We start from the raw sequence: 19,628 nt of genomic DNA, 5'->3' as shown, positions 1-19,628 counted from the left end.
CCAGTGTGCCAGCGGTGCGGCTGCGTAGTTTCCACAGTCGCAACCCGCCCGGGCACGATGCAACATCCACCGCGAATGGTCGATCACGGGTGCCCGGCATGACGGGCTCACATGCGCGATACTGCCGCGCAACTTCCCCGTGCTCGGCCCCGCACCGTCGGCCCCCTGCCTCACTTCTCATCAGTACCAGGAGACTCGCCATGCAACGCAGAACCCTCGCCACCGCCACCGCGCTCGCCTTGCTGGGTGTCTCCAGCGGCGCCTGGGCCCAGGCGGCCTACCCATCCAAGCCGGTCCGGCTGGTGGTTCCGTTCGCCCCGGGTGGCACCACCGACATCATCGCGCGCACGCTCGCCGAGAAGCTCGGCGGCCCGCTCGGCCAGACGGTCGTGGTGGAGAACAAGGCCGGTGGCGGCGGCTCCATCGGCGCCGGTGAAATCGCCCGCTCGCCGGCCGACGGCTACACGCTCGGCATCGCCACGGTGAGCACCACCGCGTCGAACCCGGCCATCAACCCGAAGATCGGCTACAACCCCATCACCGACTTCACGCAGATCATCAACGTGGCCGCCACGCCGAACGTGATCGCGGTGCACCCGAGCTTCCCCGCCCGCGACTACAAGGGCTTCATCGCCGAGCTGAAGAAGAACCCCGGCAAGTACTCGTTTGCCACGTCGGGCACCGGCGGCATCGGCCACCTGCAGTTCGAGCTGTACAAAAGCCTGACGAACACCTTCGTCACCCACATCCCGTACCGCGGCGCAGGCCCGGCGCTCAACGACACCGTGGCCGGCCAGGTGCCGATGATCTTCGACAACCTGCCGTCCGCCCTGCCGTTCATCAAGGACGGCCGCCTCATCGCCATCGCCGTGGCCGCGCCCACGCGCCTCGCGGTGCTGCCCAACGTGCCCACCTTCAAGGAAGTGGGCCTCGAGCCGGTGAACCGCATGGCGTACTACGGCATCCAGGGGCCGAAGAACCTGCCGAAGGAGATCGTCGACAAGGTGTACGCCGCGGTGAAGAAGACGATGGAAGACCCGGCCGTCAAGGCCCGCATCGAGGGCACCGGCTCGCTGCTGGTCGGCAACACGCCGCAGCAGTTCACCGCCCAGGTGGCCGCCGAGTACGAGGTCTACAAGAAGGTCGTTGCCACGCAGAAGCTGACGCTGGAGTGACCAGCGAGGCGCTGCAGCGCAGCCAGGGCGCGATCGACCGGTTCATCGACGCGCTCTGGATCGAGGACGGCCTGTCGCCCAACACCCTCGCCGCGTACCGCCGCGACCTCACGCTGTACGCCCAGTGGCTCGACCGTGACAAGGGCAAGGCCCTCGACGACACCACCGAGGTGGACCTCCGCGAACACGCGGTGGCCCACCACACCGGGCGCAAGGCCACCAGCGCGAACCGGCGGCTTGCGGTGTTCAAGCGCTACTTCCGCTGGGCGCTGCGCGAGAACCTCCTCAAGCGCGACCCCACGCTGAAGCTGCTGGCGGCCAAGCAGCCGCCCCGTGTGCCGAAGGTGCTGAGCGAGGCCCAGGTCGAGGCCCTGCTCGACGCGCCCGAGGCAGACCAGCCCCTCGGGCTGCGCGACCGCACGATGCTCGAACTGATGTACGCAAGCGGGTTGCGGGTGAGCGAACTCGTCACGCTGAAATCGGTGCACCTCGGGCTCGACGAGGGCGTGATCCGCGTGACCGGCAAGGGCAGCAAGGAGCGGCTCGTGCCGTTCGGCGAGGAGGCCCACGCGTGGCTGCGCCGGTACCTGGCCGAGGCGCGTGCCGGGATCCTGCATGGCCAGGCCTCAGACGCGCTGTTTGTCACGGCCCGCGGCGGCCCGATGACCCGCCAGATGTTCTGGCAGCTGGTCAAGAAGTACGCGGTACGCGCGCACGTGACCGCGCCGCTGTCGCCCCACACGCTGCGGCACGCCTTTGCCACCCACCTGCTCAACCACGGCGCCGACCTGCGGGCCGTGCAGATGCTGCTGGGCCATGCCGACATCTCGACGACGACGATCTACACCCACGTCGCCCGAGAGCGCCTCAAATCCTTGCACGCGACGCATCATCCCCGCGGCTGAACGGCGCGTGTTCCAATCTCGCATGGCCACGATCAAATTGAAGAAACCGGCGACGCCGGGCCGTCCGTCCGAACGCACCCCCGACCGCGCCCCGGTGCGGGGCGCCGGCTCGGGTGCCCGCAAGCCCCGCCCCACCCTGGCCGAGGCCGAAGCGCAACGTGCCGAGCGCGAAGCGCGTTACCAGGAGCAGCTCCGCCAGCGGTTCGGCGACCGGCCGCCCGAGAAGTTCATCCGCCGCGACGACACCCCGCGCGGGGCCCCCCCGGGCCGCGACGACCGCCGTCCGGCCCCCCCGCGGCGCGATGCCGACCCGCGCCGCGGCAATCCGGCCTTCGGATCCGACGAACGCCGGCCACCACGCCCCCGCGACGCCGATGCCCCGCCCCGCCCTCCCCGGCGCGAAGGCCCCGGTGCCCCGCCGGCCTACGGCCGTGATGACCGCCGTCCGCCCGCGCCCCGCCGCGAGGGCCCCGGTGCACCGCCGGCCTATGGCCGTGACGACCGCCGCCCGCCCGCGCCGCGCCGCGAGGGCCCCGGTGCACCGCCGGCCTATGGCCGCGACGACCGCCGTCCGCCCGCGCCCCGCCGCGAGGGCCCTGGCGCACCGCCGGCCTATGGCCGTGACGACCGCCGCCCGCCCGCACGGCGTGAGCCACCTCCGGCCCCGCACGGCCCGCGCCCGAGCGGCCGCAACACCGCGTTCGGCCGCGACGACCGCCCGGCGGCCCCGCGCCGCCGCGACCATGACGACGACGATGACGACGACCAGGTGAGCCACCCCGAGGTGCCGGGCAGCATGCGCCTGTCCAAGCGCATGAGCGAGCTGGGCATCGCGTCGCGCCGCGAGGCCGACGAATGGATCCCGAAGGGCTGGGTGCGGGTCGACGGCCGCGTGGTCACCGAGCTGGGCTCGCGTGTGCTGCCCGAGCAGCAGGTCACCATCGACGCGAAGGCCCGCCACGTGCAGGCCCAGCGGGTCACGGTGCTGATCCACAAGCCGGTGGGTTACGTCAGCGGCCAGGCCGAGGACGGCTATGAGCCCGCGTACGTGCTCGTCAAACCGGAAAACCAGTGGCGCGAGGACCACTCCGGCATCCGCTTCCTGCTGTCGCACCTGCGCAACCTGGCACCGGCCGGCCGGCTCGACATCGACTCCACCGGGCTGCTCGTGCTCACGCAGGACGGCCGTGTCGCCAAGCAACTGATCGGCGACGAGAGCGAGGTCGAGAAGGAGTACCTCGTGCGCGTGCAGAGCCGCAACGGCGAACCGCTGTCGCAGCAATCGCTCGCGCTGCTGAACCATGGGATCGAGCTCGACGGTGTGCAGCTGCGGCCCGCCGTGGTCGAATGGGTCAACGACGACCAGCTGCGTTTTGTGCTGCGCGAAGGCCGCAAGCGCCAGATCCGCCGCATGTGCGAGGCCGTGGGCCTCGACGTGCTGGGGCTCAAGCGCGTGCGCATCGGCAACGTCATGCTCGGTGACCTGCCGGCGGGGCAGTGGCGCTACCTGCGGTTGGACGAGCGGTTCGAGTAGGGCCTCCGCACCGGGGTGACGGGGGCGGCCCTCCCCTACCTCCGCCCAAACCGGTACGCCCCGGGCCGCTGGAACACGTTCACCTCCACCTTCCCGTTCGTGCCTTCGTGCCCGAACGCCGCACGCGCCCGCACCACCACGCCGGTGCGGGTGGCATCGCAGCGCAGCCGGGTGAGCTCAATCTCGGCGTGGTCGTTGTTGACTTCGGGCAAGGCCAGCGTGTGGGCCGCTTTGTTGATGCCGCGCCCGTCGGTGTACAGCCATTGCACGTACAGCAGCGACTGCGCATTCAGCGTGGCATGCACCACGCGGTACACCCCGGCCTGCCCCGCGGCACGCCAGTCGCCGCAGGTGGTCACCCAGTTGATCTGCGCGGGGTGCCGGGCCTCCACCTCGGCCAGCGGCACCACCCGCCCCAGGGCGTGCGCCGCGCCGGCCACCCAGAAGCACACGGCCGCCGCGGCCACACATGTCGTTGTGTTCATCGTTTCTCCCTCAGCCATCGCACCCGGTCATCTTAGGAAGCGGCCCGGCCGGGAGAATTCCCCCTTCGTGGGGATCAACGCACCGCGGTGATCACGTGGGCCTGCATGCGGCCTTCGATCGGACCCGTGCCAAACCGGTAGGCCAGCGCCGCCTCGGCCATCGCGGTGGCGGCTTCCAGCCCGCCGATGTCGCGCGCCTCGATTTCCGCACGCAGTGGCGAGCCCTGGCACATCGCCTCCGCCGGGATCCGCGGCGACGCGGCGTGGCTGCGCGACTGCACCGTGTGCATGTGCGGTGCGGTGAACCCGCCTTGTGCCACGTCGCGCGCGATGGCCACGAGGTCGTGGTAGCCGTGTGGCACACGAGCCAGGAAGCGTGGCGGGTCCAGCGGGAAGGCCGACGCCATGGCCGTGGTCACGGTGTCGGCAAATTCGTTCCTCCCGAGTCGGTCCCACACGTTGAAGAACAGCGCGCCCCCAGGTGCCAGCACCCGATGAGCCTCCGCGAAGCCCTTCACCTTGTCCGGGAAAAACATGGCGCCGAACTGGCACACGACGGCGTCGAACGCCGCGTCGCCGAACGGCAGCTGCATCGCATCCGCCACTTGCCACACCACCGGCCGGGCCGTGCCGAGCGACTGGGCCAGGTCCAGCATCGCCGGGTTCAGGTCGGTGGCGGTGATCGCCACGTGCGCCGGCAGGTGCTCGGCAAGGTGCCGCGTGACGACACCGGTGCCGGCCGCTACCTCGAGCACCCGGGCGCACGGGCGGGCCAGCACCCGCGCCACCAGTTCGGTGGCGTACGGCTCGAACAGCATCGGCACCATGTGGGCCTGGTACAGGCTTGCGATGGCGGTGCCGAAATGGGTGTCGGGACGGTTCATGGTCACCTCCTCCGCGCCCCGGGCCGGGCGCGTGCGATGGTGCCCCCGCAGGACCCATCGCGCCTATTCTGCGCCTTTGGCGGGCCGCTCAGAAGCTGGTCTTGGTCTTCACCAGGAACTGCACCTTCCTCATGTCGGGGGCGGTGTTGAGCGGCACCGCCACGTCGATGTGGAGCACATTGCTGAACGCCGCGCGCGAGCTCACGATGCGCAGCCCCACGCCCACGTCGGCCAGCCAGCCGGGGTTGACCGTGTTGACGTGGGCGCCGCCCCAGGCGCGGCCCGTGTCCGCGAACGCCGCCCCGCCGATGCGAAAGAGGCGCCACACATGCAGGTTGGTGTAGAAGCGCTCCTCCACCGTGAACAGTGCGCGGCGGTCGCCGCCCTGGTAGCGCAGCGGGTAGCCGCGCAGGCCGTTGTCGCCACCCAGCAGCAGCGTGTCGGTGGGCCCCGGGTGGGTCAGCATGTCCCCCGCGGCGGACGCGTAGAACAGCCAGCGGCGCCCCTGCGGCAGGTAGTACTGTGCCTGCGCACCGAGCTGCTGGCGCTGCGCCCGCCCGCCAACCAGTTCCCCCTCGATCTTCGCCGCCGCGATGAGCATGTGGCGGCGCCACGGTTCGAACCCGTGGCTGATCGACCCCTGGTACAGCAGCGCGTCCTCGTTCGAACCGAGCGCGGTGGTGGCCCACCCCAGTTGCACGGTGGACGCGAGGCCCAGCGAGAAAAACTCCGGCCGGCCAATCAGGTTGCGGTTCAGCTGCCGGTCGTAGCGGTCCTCGATCAGTTCGTGGCGCACGAACGGCGCCACCCGCTTCCGGTCGGCCGGCAATTGGGCGGGGGCCGCCTCGCCCGGCGCCTGTGCATAGGTGTCGTTCTGGAACGAAAGCCCGAGCGACCAACGGTGCACCCAGCCGTCCACGAGGCCGGGTGACCAGCCGCCGAACAGTTCGGCCTTCGACTGGCGGTGCCGGTACCGTGCCGCCGTCACGCCATTGGCGTAGACGGACTCCAGCCGGTCGTCCTTGCTGGCGGTGACGCCGGCCGTCCAACGCGTGTCGAGCGCATAGAACGGCCGCACGACGGCCGCCTCGTCACGCCGGCCATCGCTGTTCTGCGCATGGCTGTAGCTGACGGCCGTCCAGCTGTCGAACGCGTGGTCGTTCAAGAACAGGAATTCGTTGCCCGATCTGTCCACGTTGCGGAAGCGGCCGAGGCTCAGCGACACGCCGGTGCCGAGCAGGTTGTATTCCTTCAGGCGGATGCCGCTGGTGTTCGTGCCCCCCGAGCGGCCTACGCTGAACCCGGGGTCGAGCGACCAGGTGTCGCGGGTCTCGACCTCGATGTCGACGATCCCGTCGTGCCAGGCCACGGGCCGGATCTTCACGTCGTACAGGTACCGTGCGCCACGCAGCACCCGTTCGGTTTCCTCCATCTGGCGCACCGACAGCCGGTCGCCGGACTTGAACAACAACGCGCGTTCGATGACCTCCGGGCGCGTCTGCCGGTGCAACGCGTTGGCCCAGCGGAACAGCAGGCGGTGTTCCTTCGGGTCGGCCAGGTCGAAGATGTCGCGCGTGAGCACGCGCACCGTGCCGATGGTGGCACCGGCCGCTTCCAGTTCCGCGAAACCAGGCACGGCCGGGGCTTCCTCGCCGGCCGTGGCCGCAAGCGGACACTGAAGAGCCAATGCGAGCACCCATCCGTGCCATCGTTCCCCGGTGTGCCGCGCGGAGGAACGTGGGCTGGTGACTGCGGTGGACGGCATGATCGGGGTGCGTCCGGCGGGCCGGAGGCGAAGAGCATCGATGGCATCCATGCTCGGCGCGGTGCCTTAACGCGTGCTTAAGAACTGGTGCTTGTCACGCCCCGTGTTCGAGGGGGCCATCACCTACTCTACGCCGTTGTCACGCCGCGTGCATGAACCCGAGATCGCGGTCGAAGTTGCGCAGGTTCGGGAACACGAGGTCGAGCTGGCTGTCGCTCGCACCGAACCACCTGCCGAGCGTGCCGCCCAGCTGGTCCACCGACACACCGGGCAGGAACGTGCCCGAGCCGATCTCGTCGGGGTGGTTGAGGCCCACCTGCGGGAAGCGGCCGTAGATCTCGCGGCCGCGCACCGCACCGCCGGTGACGAGGTGGTGCGCACCCCAGCCGTGGTCGGTGCCGTCGCCATTGCTCGCGAAGGTGCGGCCGAAGTCCGAGGCGGTGAACAAGGTGACCTGGTCGCGCATGCCCAGCGCGCCGAGCGCGTTGTCGAAGTAGCCGATGGCGTGCGACAGCATCGCCATCAGGTTGGCGTGGGTGGTGTTCTGCCAGTCGTGGGTGTCGAACCCGCCCACGCTGACGAAAAACACCTGGCGGCGCACGCCGAGCGAATCGCGCGCGCCGATCACCCGCGCCACGGTGCGCAGTTGTTCGGCCACCGGGTTGCCCACCAAGGTGCGCGTGAGGGGGTGCAGGTACTTCGGCGTGCCGGGCGCGGTGGACGCCGAATAGGCCGCATTGAATGCCACCTGGGCATCGAGGCTGCGCTTCGCGATGGCCGCGTGTTCCCGGGCGATCAGGTTCGGCTGGTCACCGGGGACGCTGCCTTGCGTGAGCAACTGGCGGTATGCGGTGCTGGCGATCGACGAGCCGAACAGGCCGCCCGACACCCCGTCGATGGGCACCGCGCCGGTGTTGCTCACCTGGTACTGCGCCACCTGCTGCCCCGCGAGGAACACCGCGTTGCCGGACACCGAGATGCTCGTGAACGCCGTCTGCGTGTTGGCCGACGCGAGCATGTCACCCAGCCGCCCGCCCCACCCCTTCCTGGCCCCTTCCGGGCCGAGGGCCTGCCACGTGCTCTGCTGGTCGTTGTGGGACCCGAGCTTGGCCGGTGCGGCCTTGGTCTTCGCCTTCAGTTCCGCGCGGGTCACCGGCATCACCAGCGGGCCGGCGTTGGCCACCACGGCCAGGCGCCCCTGCCCGAAGAGCGACTGCACTTCGGGCATCAGCGGATGAACCGCGAACGACCGGTTCGCGTTCTGCGCATACGCCGTGAAGTCGGGCACCAGCGGCAACACACCCCCGAGTGATTCAGGGCTGCCCGGCGCGGCGGCGCCGTCGGCCGGCGTGCCCGCCGCCTTCAGTGCGATGGGGCTCGTGCCCGTGGAGCGCACCGTGGTGTAGGCCTCCCACGACGCCGTGTCGGTGGGCAGCACCATGTTGGCCGAGTCGTTGCCACCCAGCAGGAACAGGCACACGATGGCCTTGTAGTCGCTGGCGGCCGCGGCCGCGGCGTTCATGGCCGCGAGGTTCATCGCGAACGGCAGCGCGCCGGACCCGACCGTGCCGGACAGCGCGGCCGCACGGCGCAGGAATTCGCGGCGCGAGGTGTGGGAGGCAGGGGAGGAAGAGCGCATGGCGGTCACTTCTGGACGACGTAGTCGGGGGAGGCCATCGTCAGCAGGATGGCGATGCACACGCGGTCGCGGCGCGCGGCCTTGACCTGCGCGGCATTGGTGTCGGTGGCCGCCGGCAGGGTGCGGCCGTGGACGGCGCCGATGATCAGCTGGCGATGGGCCGCGGTCATCTGGCCCGACATCAGCACGAGGTTCAGCCGGTCCACCAGTGCGCCGGGGTCGTGCGCCAGCGCCATCTCGGCCGCGTAGTCCTGCTGCACGTCGCGCGTGGACAGCGGCGTGAGCCAGGCGCGGATGTAGTTCGCATAGTTGGCGAGCGACACCTCGTTGGCGATCTGCCATTCCGGCGCCACGAGCCCCGCACCCGCCACGTCGCTGTTGGGCGGTGTGTAGTTCGGCCGGAAGAAGTTGAACACCGACGGTGCGTTCAGCGGTTGCTGGTGCAACATGCTGGCCGCTTCACCGGCATCGATGCCGATGTAGCGGCCGCTCGTGGACTGCGCGTTGAACGCGCGCATGAAGTGCGCGAGGCGCAGCACTGGCTCGCGCGGCTTGCCGAACGTGGCGGCCGTGGGCTGCCAGGTGCGGGCTTCCGGGTCCAGCAGCACGGCGCGCACCACCGCCTTCATGTCGCCCCGCACGCCAGCGCCGTTGTTGTTGAACGCACTGGCCACGCGGCCCACGTAGGCCGGGCTCGGGTTGCTCGTGACCAGTCGCTGGATCAGCTGGCGCCCGAAAAACGGGCCCACGTTGGGGTGGTTGAACAGGCGGTCCAGAGCCACCTTCATGTCAGCCTCGGCGCTGCTGGAACCGGCCGGGATGGTGGTGCCGAGGAAGGTCTTTTCGCTCGTGGAATGGAACTTCGCGTACGCCTGCATGGGGCGCCAGTCGCGGTCGGCGTGGGGGTCGAGGCCCTGGAAGCGGCGGTCGGTGCGGTCCCCCGCGTTGGGGCCGGCGTACCAGCTCCAGCCGGTGAACACCATGGCGAGGCCCTCGATGTCGGCCGTGGTGTAGGTGTCGGTGGCCACGCCCCCCTTGAGCGTGCCATCGGTGTTCAGCTCGTGCAGGCCGATGGTGAAGAGCTGCATCGCCTCGCGCGCGAAGTTCTGGTCGGCGTTGCGGCCTGCGGCAGCGTCTTCCTTCTGGTTGCGCAAGGTGCTGAGGTACACCCCCATCATCGGGTGCGTGGCCACCCCGTCGAGCAGCTCGCGGTAGTTGCCGAAGGCGTTCGAGGCCAGCACGTCGTAGTAGGCGGCCATGCCGCGCGGCCGTGTGGCCAGCGTGGCATCGGCGAACGACACCACGAAGATCTCGGACAGCGCGAAGGCCACGCGCTGGCGCAGCTGGTCGTCGCCGGCGATGGCCTGGGTCCACCAGGATTCGCGGAAATGCGCGGGGGTGAGCGTGGTGCCGCTGGCAGCGAGGGTGTTGACAAAGGCGCGGTGCGACCTGGCCGGCAACGCGAACTGCTGGTCGAGCCAGGCCGCGTAGCCCACCTCGCTCAGGTGGGCGATGGCGGACACCGTGGGGCCGCTGGTGGCCTGGGCGAGGAAACGGGCGGCTTCGGTGGCGGAGACGGTGACGTCGCCGGGCATGGGTGCCGGCGCGGGTGCCGGTGCTGGAGGAGCGGGCGCGGGTGCCTCGCCTGGCGACACCGGCGGTGGCGCTGGCGACGCGGGTTCACCGCCTCCCCCACCGCCGCCACAGGCGACCAGCGCACTCAACCACAGCACGCCAACGCCCGCACGAACCCCAGGACCGAACCAACCACCACGCAGCACCAAGACGAACTCCAGACCCCCCGCGGGCCGCGGTCGCTCTGTTCCGTCCCGTCGTGCGGGCGGCCGGCGTTCTGGCCCGACGGAATTGTCGAGTCCCGTCAGCGTCGGGAACCCTGGAAAAGGTGCGGTTCAGGCGCCCTTCTCCGCGGGTGGGCTCACAGGTACGACGTGATGGCCGGCGGGTTCATCCAGTTGTTGTGCAGGCCATCGCAATGGCGAAGGGGCACCGCCGCGAGTTCCTCGGGGGTCACGCCGTCGAGGCACGCGATGTTGATCGACACGAAGGCGCCGCCGATCTCCGGCACGTCGCCGTACCCGAACGGCGCCAAGCCGCAGGTGCGGCAGAACACGTGGTGACCCTGCCGGGTGTTGAACTGGTAGTCCGACAGGTTCGATTCACCGGACAACTGGCGAAAGGCATCGGGCTTGATGCTCGCGCCCCACCAGCGGCTCTTGGAACAGTAGGTGCAGTTGCAGCGCGACGTGCCGGTGGCCAGGTCGAGCTCGGCTTCGAAACGGACGGCGCCGCAGTGACAGCTGCCCTGGTAGGTCTTCGTCATGGTTGTCCTCCTCTGGAACCAATCACGATAGCGGCGGCCTGCTGACAGCGTGCTGTCAGCAGGCGATCAACCTCACAGGCGTTGCTGGGTGCCGGGGTCGAACAGCGACGCCCGGGCGGCATCGATGACCAGGCCGACACGCTGGCCCACCACCGCATCCACGCTCATGGGCACGGTCACCGACACCGGCTGCCCCTGCAGCGACAACCACACCACGAGGTGCGAACCCATGGGCTCCACCAGCGTGACCTGGGCGTCGCCACCGAGGCCGTCACCGATCTCGAGCGACAGGTGTTCCGGGCGAATGCCGAGCACCACGCGGCGGCCAGCCACCGGTGGCGTGGCGAACGCGTAGCGGTGCAGCGGCACCGCCAGCGGCGCCTTCGAGAACGTCACCTGCCCGCCGGGCGCCACGATCAGCTCGCCCTCGATGAAGTTCATGCTGGGCGACCCGAGGAACCCGGCCACGAACATGTTCGCCGGGCGGGCGTACACGTTCGACGGGGTGTCGATCTGCTGGATCTTGCCTTCGCGCATCACCGCGACACGGTGAGCCAGCGTCATGGCCTCCACCTGGTCGTGGGTCACGTAGATCATGGTGGAGCCGATGTCCTGGTGCAGCTGCTTGAGCTCGCGGCGCAGTTCACCGCGCAGCTTGGCGTCGAGGTTCGACAGGGGTTCGTCGAAGAGGAACACCTTGGCCTCGCGCACCAGCGCCCGGCCGATGGCCACCCGCTGGCGTTGCCCGCCGGACAGCTGCGACGGCTTGCGCGTGAGCAGTTCCTTCAGGTGCAGCATGGACGCGGCACGGTCCACCCGCCGGGCGATCTCGCGCCTGGGCACGCCGTTGATGCGCAGCCCGAACGACATGTTGCGCTCCACGTTCATCGTGGGGTACAGCGCATACGACTGGAACACCATGCCGATGGAGCGGTCCTTCGGATCGGCCCACGTGACGTCGCGCCCGCCGATGCCGATGCGGCCGTCGCTGGCCTCGAGCAGGCCGGCGATGGCGTGCAGCAGCGTGGACTTGCCGCAGCCCGACGGGCCCAGCAGCACCAGGAACTCACCCTCCTCGACATCGAGGTTCAGGTTCTCGAGGATGGACAGCGGCCCCATCTTGACCTGCAGGCCCTGAACGGAAACACGGGACATCGGATTCAACCTTTCACGGCACCGGCCGCAATGCCACGCACGAACCAGCGGCCCGAGACGAGGTAGATGAGGAGCGGCACGAGCGAGGTGAGCACCGTGGCGGCCATGTTGACGTTGTACAGGCGCTCGCCCGTGGTCGTGTTGATGATGTTGTTGAGCTGCACAGTCATGGGCAGGTGGTCACGCCCGGCGAACACGAGGCCGAGGATGAAGTCGTTCCAGATGCCCGTCACCTGCATGATCACCGCCACCACGAGGATGGGCAGCGACATGGGCAGCATCAGCTGCAGGAAGATGCGCCAGAAGCCACCGCCGTCGATGCGCGCCGCCATGAACAGCTCGTTCGGGATCGACGTGTAGTAGTTGCGGAACAGCAGCGTCATCACCGGCATGCCGAAGATGGTGTGGATCAGCACGATGCCCGGCAGCGTGCCGAACAGCGACACCGCCGCGAACGCCCGCACCAGCGGGAACATGATCACCTGGTAGGGCACGAACGCCCCCAGCAGCAGGACGCCGAACAGCAGGCTGCCGCCGCGCGGCTTCCAGAACGACAGCGCGTAGCCGTTGAGTGCCCCCACCAGGATGGACAGGATGGTGCTGGGCACCACGATGGCCACGGAGTTGAAGAACCCGCCCTGGATGCCCTCGCACTGCAGCCCGGTGCATGCGCTGGACCAGGCCGTGGCCCACGGTTCCAGCGTGATCCTGACCGGGAGCGAGAACAGGTTGCCAAGGCGGATCTCCTCCATCGGCTTGACCGAGGTGATCAGCATCACGTACAGCGGGAACAGGAAGAACACCGCCGCGGTGAGCAAGAAGGCATAGAGGCCGATGCGGGCCGGCCTCCACGCGGACCGCCGCGGCCGCGCGGCGGCGCGGGGCAATGCCACCGGGGCCACGGAAGGGTCCTGCATCGTCGTGGTGCTCGTGTTCATCGGTGCCCCCCGTTGCGGGCGGCGCGCGCACGAGCGTACATCCAGGGCGCGAGCAGCGCCAGCACCGTCATCAGCAGCACGGTGGAAGCGGCGGACGCGAGCCCGATGTTCGAACGGACGAAGAGGTTGTCCATGATGAACTTGCCGGGCACTTCACTGGCGAGGCCGGGACCGCCCTGGGTCATGGCGACCACCACGTCGTACACCTTCACGACACTGACCGCGAGCAGCACCACGGCAGTGCCGATGGACGGCCCGAGCATGGGCAGCACGATGCTGGTGTACACACGCCACGTGGGGATGCCGTCGATGCGGGCGGCTTTCCACAGGCTGTCGTCGATGCCGCGCAGGCCGGCCAGCATCAGTGCCATCACGAGGCCCGAGGCCTGCCAGACGGCGGCCAGCGCGATGGCATAGATCACCTTGTCCTGCGTGGCGATCCAGTCGAACGTGAACGACTCGAAGCCGAGGCTGCGCACCGTGGACTGGATGCCCAGTTGCGGGTTCAGCAGCCACTGCCAGATGAGGCCCGTCGCCACGAACGACATCGCGTACGGGTACAGGAACACCGTGCGCAGCACCCCTTCCCCGGCCACCTTCTGGTCGATGAAGACCGCGAGCAGGAAGCCGAGGATGAGGCACGCGAGGATGAACACGGCCCCGAACAGCACGACGTTCTCGAGCGACAGCATCCACCGCTCGGAGCCGAACAGGCGCACGTACTGCGCCATCCCGACGAAGTCGTTGATGGGCAACGTGCGCGAACTGCTCACCGACACCCGCACCGACCAGAAGACAGTGCCGAGGTAGGCGAAAAGCACGGTCACGGCCATGGGCAGCATCGCGGCGTAGACAACGCCGTGACGCAGCCACACGCCGCGGGGGCGCGTGGGCACGCTCAACCCTTGATGGCCGCGCTGATGGCCTTCGCCGCATCGTCTGCGGACTGGTTGGTGTTCCAGTACTTCGTGACGATGTCCTGCACCTCACCCCCCACGTCCGGCGGCACGAGCATCGCGGAGTTCGGCAACTGGCGCGCCGTGTCCTTCATGGCCTGCAGGCCGGTCTGGGCACATACGTCCATCGACTTCGCGTCCACGTCGGTGCGGATCGGGATGGAGCCCTTCTTGTTGTTGAACGCCACCTGCGTCGCCGGGGCCGTCATCACCGTGGCCAGCAGTTGCTGCGACTTGATGGCCGCGGCATCGGTCGTCTTCGGGAACACGAACACGTCACCATCGATGATGTACGGGGACTTCGGACCGAAGCCCGGGAAGCAGCCGAATTCCTTGCCCGCCGTCTGCCTGGCGGCCTGGAACTCGCCCTTGGCCCAGTCGCCCATGATCTGCACGCCGGCCTTGCCCGAGATGACCATGGACGTGGCGTCGTTCCAGTTGCGGTTCGGGGCGCCAGCGTCGGTGTAACCCTTCAGGCGCTTGAACGACGTCAGCACGTTCTTGAACGCAGGAGAGGCGATGGCTTTCGCATCGCGGTCGCGGTACACCTTCAGGTACAGGTCCGGGCCGCCGACGTGGGCCAGCAGCGCGTCGAACACGAGCTTTTCCTGCCATGGCTGGCCGCCGAAGGCGAGCGGGGTGATGCCGGCGGCCTTCAGCTTGTCGAGTGCGGCGAAGAACTCGTCGGGCGTCTGCGGCTCGGCCTTGATGCCGGCCTTCTCGAAGGCGGACTTCGAGTACCAGAACCAGGCGGGCATGTGGATGTTGACCGGCACGGCGTAGAAGTGGCCGTCGATCTTGATGGCCTTCAGGATGGACGCCGGCAGGATCTTCTCCCAGTCGTTTTTCCTGGCCACGTCGTCGACGTTGTTCAGCATGCCGCCCTTGACGATGTCGAGGAACTGCTGCGAGGTGTTGAACTGCGCGGCGGTGGACGGGTTGCCCCCCACGATGCGGTTGATGGCAGCGGCACGCGCGGCCTCGCCACCGGCGATGGCGTTGTCCACCCACGTGCCGCCGGCGGCCTTGTACCCGTTGGCCAGTTCCTGGACGGCGGCGGACTCCCCGCCGGATGTCCACCAGTGGATCACTTCAGCGCGGTTGGCCTGGGCGTGTGCGGCGCCGGCGGCCAGGATGGCCAGGCTCGCGCCGATGGCCAGGGAAGTCGTGCGGATCATTGTCGATCTCCTGTTGGTGAGGGCCCTCGCCCCGGGGGGTACTCTTTCGGGACGCGGGTGTCAGGCGCCGCGCCGGCGCGCTTCGAGAAATGCCTTCAGGGCCAGCGCGCTGTCTTTCACGGTGCGTTGCTGGGTGTCGTAGTTCACGTGGACCAGGCCGAACCGCTTCTCGTAGCCGTAGGCCCATTCGAAATTGTCCAGCAGCGACCACGCGAAGTAACCCTTGACGGGCACACCCGCGCGCATCGCTTCGTCGACCGCCGCGAGGTGGGTGTTGAAGTAGCGCAGCCGCTGCTCGTCCACGACGCGGCCGGCCACCGGTTGGTCGTCGCTTGCCATGCCGTTTTCGGTGATGTAGATCGGAGGGAGGCCAGGGTAACGGTTCTTGAAGTCGATCAGCAGGTCGCGCAGGCCGTCGGGGAACACCTCCCAGCCCATCTGCGTGCGTTCCACGCCGGGCAGATCTTCCTCGACGTAGCCGTGTGAACCATCACTCCGGACGTTTGACCGGAAGTAATAGTTGATGCCAAGGTAGTCGGTGCGGGTCGAGATGATCGCCATGTCGCCGTCGCGCACAGGGGCCTTCGCGGTGGGCCACAGTTCGGCCAGCTCGGCCGGGTACCTGCCCAGCAGCAGCGGGTCGAGCACCCAGGTGTTCCCGTGCGCGTACGCCAGTTCGGCGGCGCGGCGGTCGCGGGCCGAGTCGCTCGCCGGGGTCATCCTGGTGACATTGGCGACCAGGCCCACCGGGGCCTCGTCGTTGGCACGCACCGCCGTCGTGGCCAGACCGTGGCCCAGCAGCAGATGGTGCATCGCCTCCACGCCGTAGCGCACGTCCTTCAGGCCAGGGGCATGGCGCCCGGTGGTGTGGCCGAGGTACGCCGAGCAAAAGGGTTCGTTCAGCGTGGTCCAGGTGCTCACCCGGCCGGCGAGTTCGCGGCTCAGGATGTCCGCGTACTCGGCGAAGCGGTACGCGGTGTCACGGTTCAGCCAGCCACCGCGGTCCTGCAGGTGCTGCGGCAGGTCCCAGTGGTACAGCGTCAGGAACGACTTCAGGCCGCGGCGCTCGAGGCCGTCGAGCAGCTGCTTGTAGAAGTCGATGCCCTTTTCGTTGCGGCGGCCGTCGTCGTGCAGCACGCGGGACCACGACACCGAGAACCGGTACGCGTCGAGCCCGATGTCGCTCAACAACTGGAGATCGGTTTCCCAGCGCCGGTAGTGATCGCACGCCACGTCTCCGTGGTCGCCATGGGCGACGGCCCCGGGCACCTTGCAAAAGGTGTCCCAGATGGACGGGTGGCGGCCGTCGGCCGCGGTGGAACCCTCGATCTGGAACGACGCGGTGGCGGCACCGAAGAGGAAGTCGGGCTGCCACATGGCCGAGCCGGCCGGGGGGGAGAGGACAAACTTGTGTGAGTTCAGCAACGTGTTCACCTTGGTCGTCAATCGATTGTTTGGAACCGGTTCCGTCGATTCGCATTTAACCAGCGGCGGGGGTCGGATTCATCAGGGGCATCCCTGGGGTGGGTCGTTGGGTGCCGGTTCCGGGACAGCCTTCGCCGGAATGCCCGCAGGCGCCGGTGGACCTGGCTGCAGGCCTATCCCCCGCCAGCCTCGTACACCAGGATGTCCCCGGGCTGGCACCCCAGGTGTTCGCAGATCTTCTCGAGGGTCTCGAACCGCACGCCCTTGACGTGGCCCTGCTTCAGCAGGGACAGGTTGGCTTCGGTGATGCCCACCTGGCGGGCGAGGTCCTTCGACTTGACCTTGCGGTCGGCGAGGAGCACATCGAGTTTGACGACGATGGGCACGCGGCGGCCTCAGACGAACTGGGCGAGGTCGTCGGCCAGGTCCGACGCGCGGGCCAGCACGGCCGCGACCTTCCAGACGATGGCGGCCAACAGCAGCAACAGCACCTGGCTCGAATCGAGGCCCAGCGCCAGCCGGTGGCCGCCGCTGGCGAGCAGGCCGACGAGCGGAGGCACGACGGTGCCGGCCACGCCCGCCGCGAACATGGCCCCGGCACACGCGCGCAGGTGGCGGGCAGTGCCGCGCAGGAAATGCGCCCCGCAAGCAAACGCCAGGAAACACCGGCGGGCGAACAGCAGGCTGGCCGAGATGCACGACACGGGCACCAGGGCGAGGCCCGCACAGGCGGCCTGCACCGGCAGGCTCGGCAGGGCGCCGTCGGGCCACAAGACCGCGCGGCCCGCCACGCCGCCCCACCCCAGGACGGCCAGCGGCAAGGCCAGTGCCGCGACGAACAGGGCCTGGGCAAGCCAGCGGCTGGACGGATCGGCGGGGGCGTTCGGTGCGGCCATGGGTTCTCTTGCGTGGCAGATGGATCGGAGATAGATTATCGTACAACAATAATTTGTCATTGCAAAACAACGTCGAGGATCATTGGATGCCCCACCCTGCCCGACCGTTCGCCACCGCCCTGCTGCTGGGTGCCCTCGCGGGTTGCGCCGACACCCATTGGGAACGCGCCTTGTACGAAGGCATGCGCCAGGGCGAGCGCCCCTGCCAGCGCAGCACGGCGGACCACCGCCATGCCTGCGAGCCGCTGCCCGCGTACGACACTTACGAGGCCGAGCGGCGCAAGGCCCAGGGCGGATCAGCCCGATAACACGGCGAGCGTCACGCCGGCGGCATGCAGGCGCCGCACCAGCACTTCGCCGAACGCCGTGGCCGGGGTCAGCACCCCGCCATCGGGCGGCAGCAGGTCGGCGTTGCGCACCAGCGCCAGCGCGGACTCGCACACGAACACCGTGGTGGCCCGGTTGCCGGGATCGCCCTTGGCGGCCACCCGCGCGCGCAGCACGAGGCCCGACCGGCTTCGGCCCACCAGGTCGCAACGGAACCCGCCGCGGTCCATCTGCTGTTCGGTGGGCCCCTCGCCCGGCGCCGGCAAGAACCGCGCGACAAGCCGGCGGCCCGCGGCCCAGTGCATCAACAGCCCTGCGGCCCCCATCGTGGCGCTCAGCACACCCGCCTTGACCGCGCCACCGATGCCCCGGCCGGTGCGCAGGTACTCGTGGTACACGAGGTTATCGCCATAGGTGTGGTCGCCACGCGCCCGCAGCAGTGCGGCGCTGCGGCGCACCACCCGTGTGTTGACGGGGCCCATGAGGAACGGGCCCAACCACGCGCGAAAGTCCGGGTGGTGCCGCGGGCCCACCGGGTCGCGATGAGGCGCCTTGTCGCCGGGTGCCGTGCCTTCCGGGTTCAGCAGGAACGGGTTGCCCAAGGCGGTGGCCTGGTCCGACGCCATCAGGTTCAGCATGGAGGCGGCGGTGCCCCCGTTGAACCCACCGCGCATCGAAAACGCCGCGTTGACCTCGACACAGGATTCACCGAACCGCTGGCGGATCTCGCGGGCAAGCCACCACGCCCCGAGGTCGGATGGCACCGAATCGAACCCGCAACAAGGCACGATGCGGGCCCCGCTCGCCCGGGCCTCGGCGTCGTGCCGGTCGATCAGCCCGCGCACCCAGGGGGTCTCGCCGGTGATGTCGACATAGTGGGTGCCCAGGCGAACGCACGCGGCCACCAGGTCGCTGCCATACAGCGCAAAGGGGCCGGCAGTGTTCAACACCACACGGGCCTGCGCTGCCAGCGTCGCCAGTGCGGCGGGGTCGTGGGCGTCGGCCACCAGGATGCCGGCCTGCGCGGCGCGCGCCCCCGCCGCCGCGCGCGTGGCTTCCAGCCGCTCGCGCGAACGCCCGGCCAGCGCCCAGCGGAGGCCGTCGCCGTGGCGCGCGAGGTAGGCCACGGTCTGGCGCCCCACGAACCCGCTGGCGCCGTAGAGCACGATGTCGTAGCGTTCATCCATGGCGGCATTCTGCCGTCGGCGGATTCCCACACACCAACGGGCCGATCACGGGTTCCGCCGCACCGCCGCTTCACGGCCCAATGGGGAGTCCGATCCGAGGAGTACCAACATGCTCGAACACCTGCCCGATGTCGTGGGTCTCGCATTGCGCGACCAGCGTGCCGGCCTGGACAAGATCGCCTTCAACCAGGTGAACCTGCGCCAAGGCGCCGGTGCCCTCACCGTGGCGAGCCTTGCCTTTACCGACCACGCGCCCATTCCGGCGGACTACACCGCGGACGGCGCGGGCGTGTCGCCACCGTTGCAATGGACCGGCGTGCCACCGCAGGCCGCATCGGTGGTGGTGATCGTGGAGGACGCCGATGCGCCCACGCCCCAGCCCCTCGTGCACGCCATCGTGGTGGGACTCGATGGCGCGAACGGATCGCTTGCCCCAGGGGCGCTGCCGAGCCCCGGCCACGACCCGATGGCCGACGTGACGGCCGGCCGCAACTCGTACCTGCAGGCCAGCTGGTTGCCCCCCGACCCGCCGCCGGGCCACGGCACGCACCGCTACGTGTTCCAGGTGTTCGCGCTGGAGGCCGGCGCCCGGCTGGACGGCACGCCAGGCCGAAGCGCCGTGCTCGACGCCCTGCGCGAGCACGGCCTCGCGGGCGGCTACCTCGTGGGCACCTACGAGCGCCCCGACGGCGCGGAACGTGTGGCCCAGAGGGCCACCGTCACGGCACCACTGGCCTAGGTGTGAAGGTTCAATAGGTTGTTGCGGGTGTTCACCCGGAGAGGTTTTGAGAGACTGGCATTCGCCAAAACCCCAGTCCGACTCATAGCCCGGATCCCG

19 protein-coding genes are annotated in these 19,628 nt (G+C 69.4%); 5 read left to right on the top strand and 14 right to left on the bottom strand.

What is annotated here, in order from left to right:
* The first annotated feature begins 200 nt into the window (after positions 1-200).
* From ASC87_RS23870 to ASC87_RS23860, 3 genes are read left to right on the top strand one after another with little or no spacing between them, the layout of a single operon-like run.
* Positions 201-1,175, top strand: coding sequence for a tripartite tricarboxylate transporter substrate binding protein BugE (locus ASC87_RS23870; RefSeq protein WP_056668590.1), 975 nt, complete (start codon positions 201-203; stop codon positions 1,173-1,175).
* On the top strand, positions 1,172-2,080 hold the full coding sequence (xerD, locus tag ASC87_RS23865) for a site-specific tyrosine recombinase XerD (protein ID WP_200954506.1): 909 nt from the start codon (positions 1,172-1,174) through the stop codon (positions 2,078-2,080). The genes ASC87_RS23870 and xerD overlap by 4 nt, the downstream gene beginning before the upstream one ends.
* A gap of 22 nt (positions 2,081-2,102) precedes the next feature.
* On the top strand, positions 2,103-3,614 hold the full coding sequence (locus ASC87_RS23860) for a pseudouridine synthase (protein WP_056668587.1): 1,512 nt from the start codon (positions 2,103-2,105) through the stop codon (positions 3,612-3,614).
* 35 nt (positions 3,615-3,649) lie between these two features.
* Here the strand turns inward: ASC87_RS23860 and ASC87_RS23855 are convergent, their stop codons facing one another.
* The 13 genes from ASC87_RS23855 to ASC87_RS23795 all read right to left on the bottom strand — a co-directional run bounded on the left by ASC87_RS23855 (position 3,650) and on the right by ASC87_RS23795 (position 17,276).
* Complete coding sequence (locus ASC87_RS23855) at positions 3,650-4,099, bottom strand: hypothetical protein (protein WP_157604283.1); 450 nt, start codon at positions 4,097-4,099, stop codon at positions 3,650-3,652.
* 74 nt (positions 4,100-4,173) lie between these two features.
* Positions 4,174-4,983, bottom strand: coding sequence for a class I SAM-dependent methyltransferase (locus ASC87_RS23850; RefSeq protein WP_056668581.1), 810 nt, complete (start codon positions 4,981-4,983; stop codon positions 4,174-4,176).
* Positions 4,984-5,071: 88 nt separating this feature from the next.
* Complete coding sequence (locus tag ASC87_RS23845; RefSeq protein WP_056668579.1) at positions 5,072-6,619, bottom strand: BamA/TamA family outer membrane protein; 1,548 nt, start codon at positions 6,617-6,619, stop codon at positions 5,072-5,074.
* Between the two features lie 268 nt (positions 6,620-6,887).
* Complete coding sequence (locus ASC87_RS23840) at positions 6,888-8,387, bottom strand: DUF1501 domain-containing protein (RefSeq protein ID WP_056668576.1); 1,500 nt, start codon at positions 8,385-8,387, stop codon at positions 6,888-6,890.
* A gap of 5 nt (positions 8,388-8,392) precedes the next feature.
* Positions 8,393-10,120 (bottom strand): DUF1800 family protein, encoded by a 1,728-nt coding sequence (locus ASC87_RS23835; RefSeq protein WP_157604279.1) that lies wholly within the window; start codon positions 10,118-10,120, stop codon positions 8,393-8,395.
* Positions 10,121-10,323: 203 nt separating this feature from the next.
* On the bottom strand, positions 10,324-10,728 hold the full coding sequence (locus ASC87_RS23830; protein ID WP_056668570.1) for a GFA family protein: 405 nt from the start codon (positions 10,726-10,728) through the stop codon (positions 10,324-10,326).
* A 72-nt stretch (positions 10,729-10,800) separates the two neighbouring features.
* Positions 10,801-11,883 carry an ABC transporter ATP-binding protein gene (locus ASC87_RS23825; RefSeq protein ID WP_056668567.1) on the bottom strand — a complete coding sequence of 361 codons (1,083 nt, stop codon included), beginning with the start codon at positions 11,881-11,883 and terminating at the stop codon, positions 10,801-10,803.
* A 5-nt stretch (positions 11,884-11,888) separates the two neighbouring features.
* Positions 11,889-12,800, bottom strand: coding sequence for a carbohydrate ABC transporter permease (locus ASC87_RS23820; RefSeq protein ID WP_157604289.1), 912 nt, complete (start codon positions 12,798-12,800; stop codon positions 11,889-11,891).
* 17 nt (positions 12,801-12,817) lie between these two features.
* Positions 12,818-13,663 (bottom strand): carbohydrate ABC transporter permease, encoded by an 846-nt coding sequence (locus ASC87_RS23815; protein WP_056668621.1) that lies wholly within the window; start codon positions 13,661-13,663, stop codon positions 12,818-12,820.
* 56 nt (positions 13,664-13,719) lie between these two features.
* Positions 13,720-14,955 carry an ABC transporter substrate-binding protein gene (locus ASC87_RS23810; RefSeq protein ID WP_056668560.1) on the bottom strand — a complete coding sequence of 412 codons (1,236 nt, stop codon included), beginning with the start codon at positions 14,953-14,955 and terminating at the stop codon, positions 13,720-13,722.
* Positions 14,956-15,015: 60 nt separating this feature from the next.
* Positions 15,016-16,332 (bottom strand): GH1 family beta-glucosidase, encoded by a 1,317-nt coding sequence (locus ASC87_RS23805; protein ID WP_056668618.1) that lies wholly within the window; start codon positions 16,330-16,332, stop codon positions 15,016-15,018.
* Positions 16,333-16,553: 221 nt separating this feature from the next.
* Positions 16,554-16,766: a helix-turn-helix transcriptional regulator gene (locus ASC87_RS23800; RefSeq protein WP_056668557.1), complete on the bottom strand. Its 213-nt coding sequence runs from the start codon at positions 16,764-16,766 to the stop codon at positions 16,554-16,556.
* Between the two features lie 9 nt (positions 16,767-16,775).
* Entirely contained in the window at positions 16,776-17,276 is a 501-nt protein-coding gene (locus ASC87_RS23795) for a hypothetical protein (protein WP_056668555.1), read from the bottom strand.
* 86 nt (positions 17,277-17,362) lie between these two features.
* Here ASC87_RS23795 and ASC87_RS23790 point away from each other — a divergent pair, with 86 nt between their 5' ends.
* The gene (locus ASC87_RS23790; RefSeq protein ID WP_056668552.1) at positions 17,363-17,584 is read left to right on the top strand and encodes a hypothetical protein; all 222 of its coding nucleotides are present in this window, start codon (positions 17,363-17,365) and stop codon (positions 17,582-17,584) included.
* Here the strand turns inward: ASC87_RS23790 and ASC87_RS23785 are convergent.
* The gene (locus ASC87_RS23785) at positions 17,573-18,790 is read right to left on the bottom strand and encodes a trans-acting enoyl reductase family protein (RefSeq protein WP_056668549.1); all 1,218 of its coding nucleotides are present in this window, start codon (positions 18,788-18,790) and stop codon (positions 17,573-17,575) included. The genes ASC87_RS23790 and ASC87_RS23785 overlap by 12 nt on opposite strands.
* 109 nt (positions 18,791-18,899) lie before the next feature.
* Here ASC87_RS23785 and ASC87_RS23780 point away from each other — a divergent pair, with 109 nt between their 5' ends.
* Positions 18,900-19,529, top strand: a complete 630-nt coding sequence (locus tag ASC87_RS23780) for a YbhB/YbcL family Raf kinase inhibitor-like protein (protein ID WP_056668546.1) — start codon at positions 18,900-18,902, stop codon at positions 19,527-19,529.
* Positions 19,530-19,628: the final 99 nt, after the last annotated feature.

The sequence above is a fragment of the Rhizobacter sp. Root1221 genome, from assembly GCF_001425785.1.
Taxonomy (GTDB): Bacteria; Pseudomonadota; Gammaproteobacteria; order Burkholderiales; family Burkholderiaceae_C; genus Rhizobacter.
The sequence above is the reverse complement of the archived record's forward strand: the minus strand, read 5'-3'. Positions and strand labels throughout refer to the sequence as shown.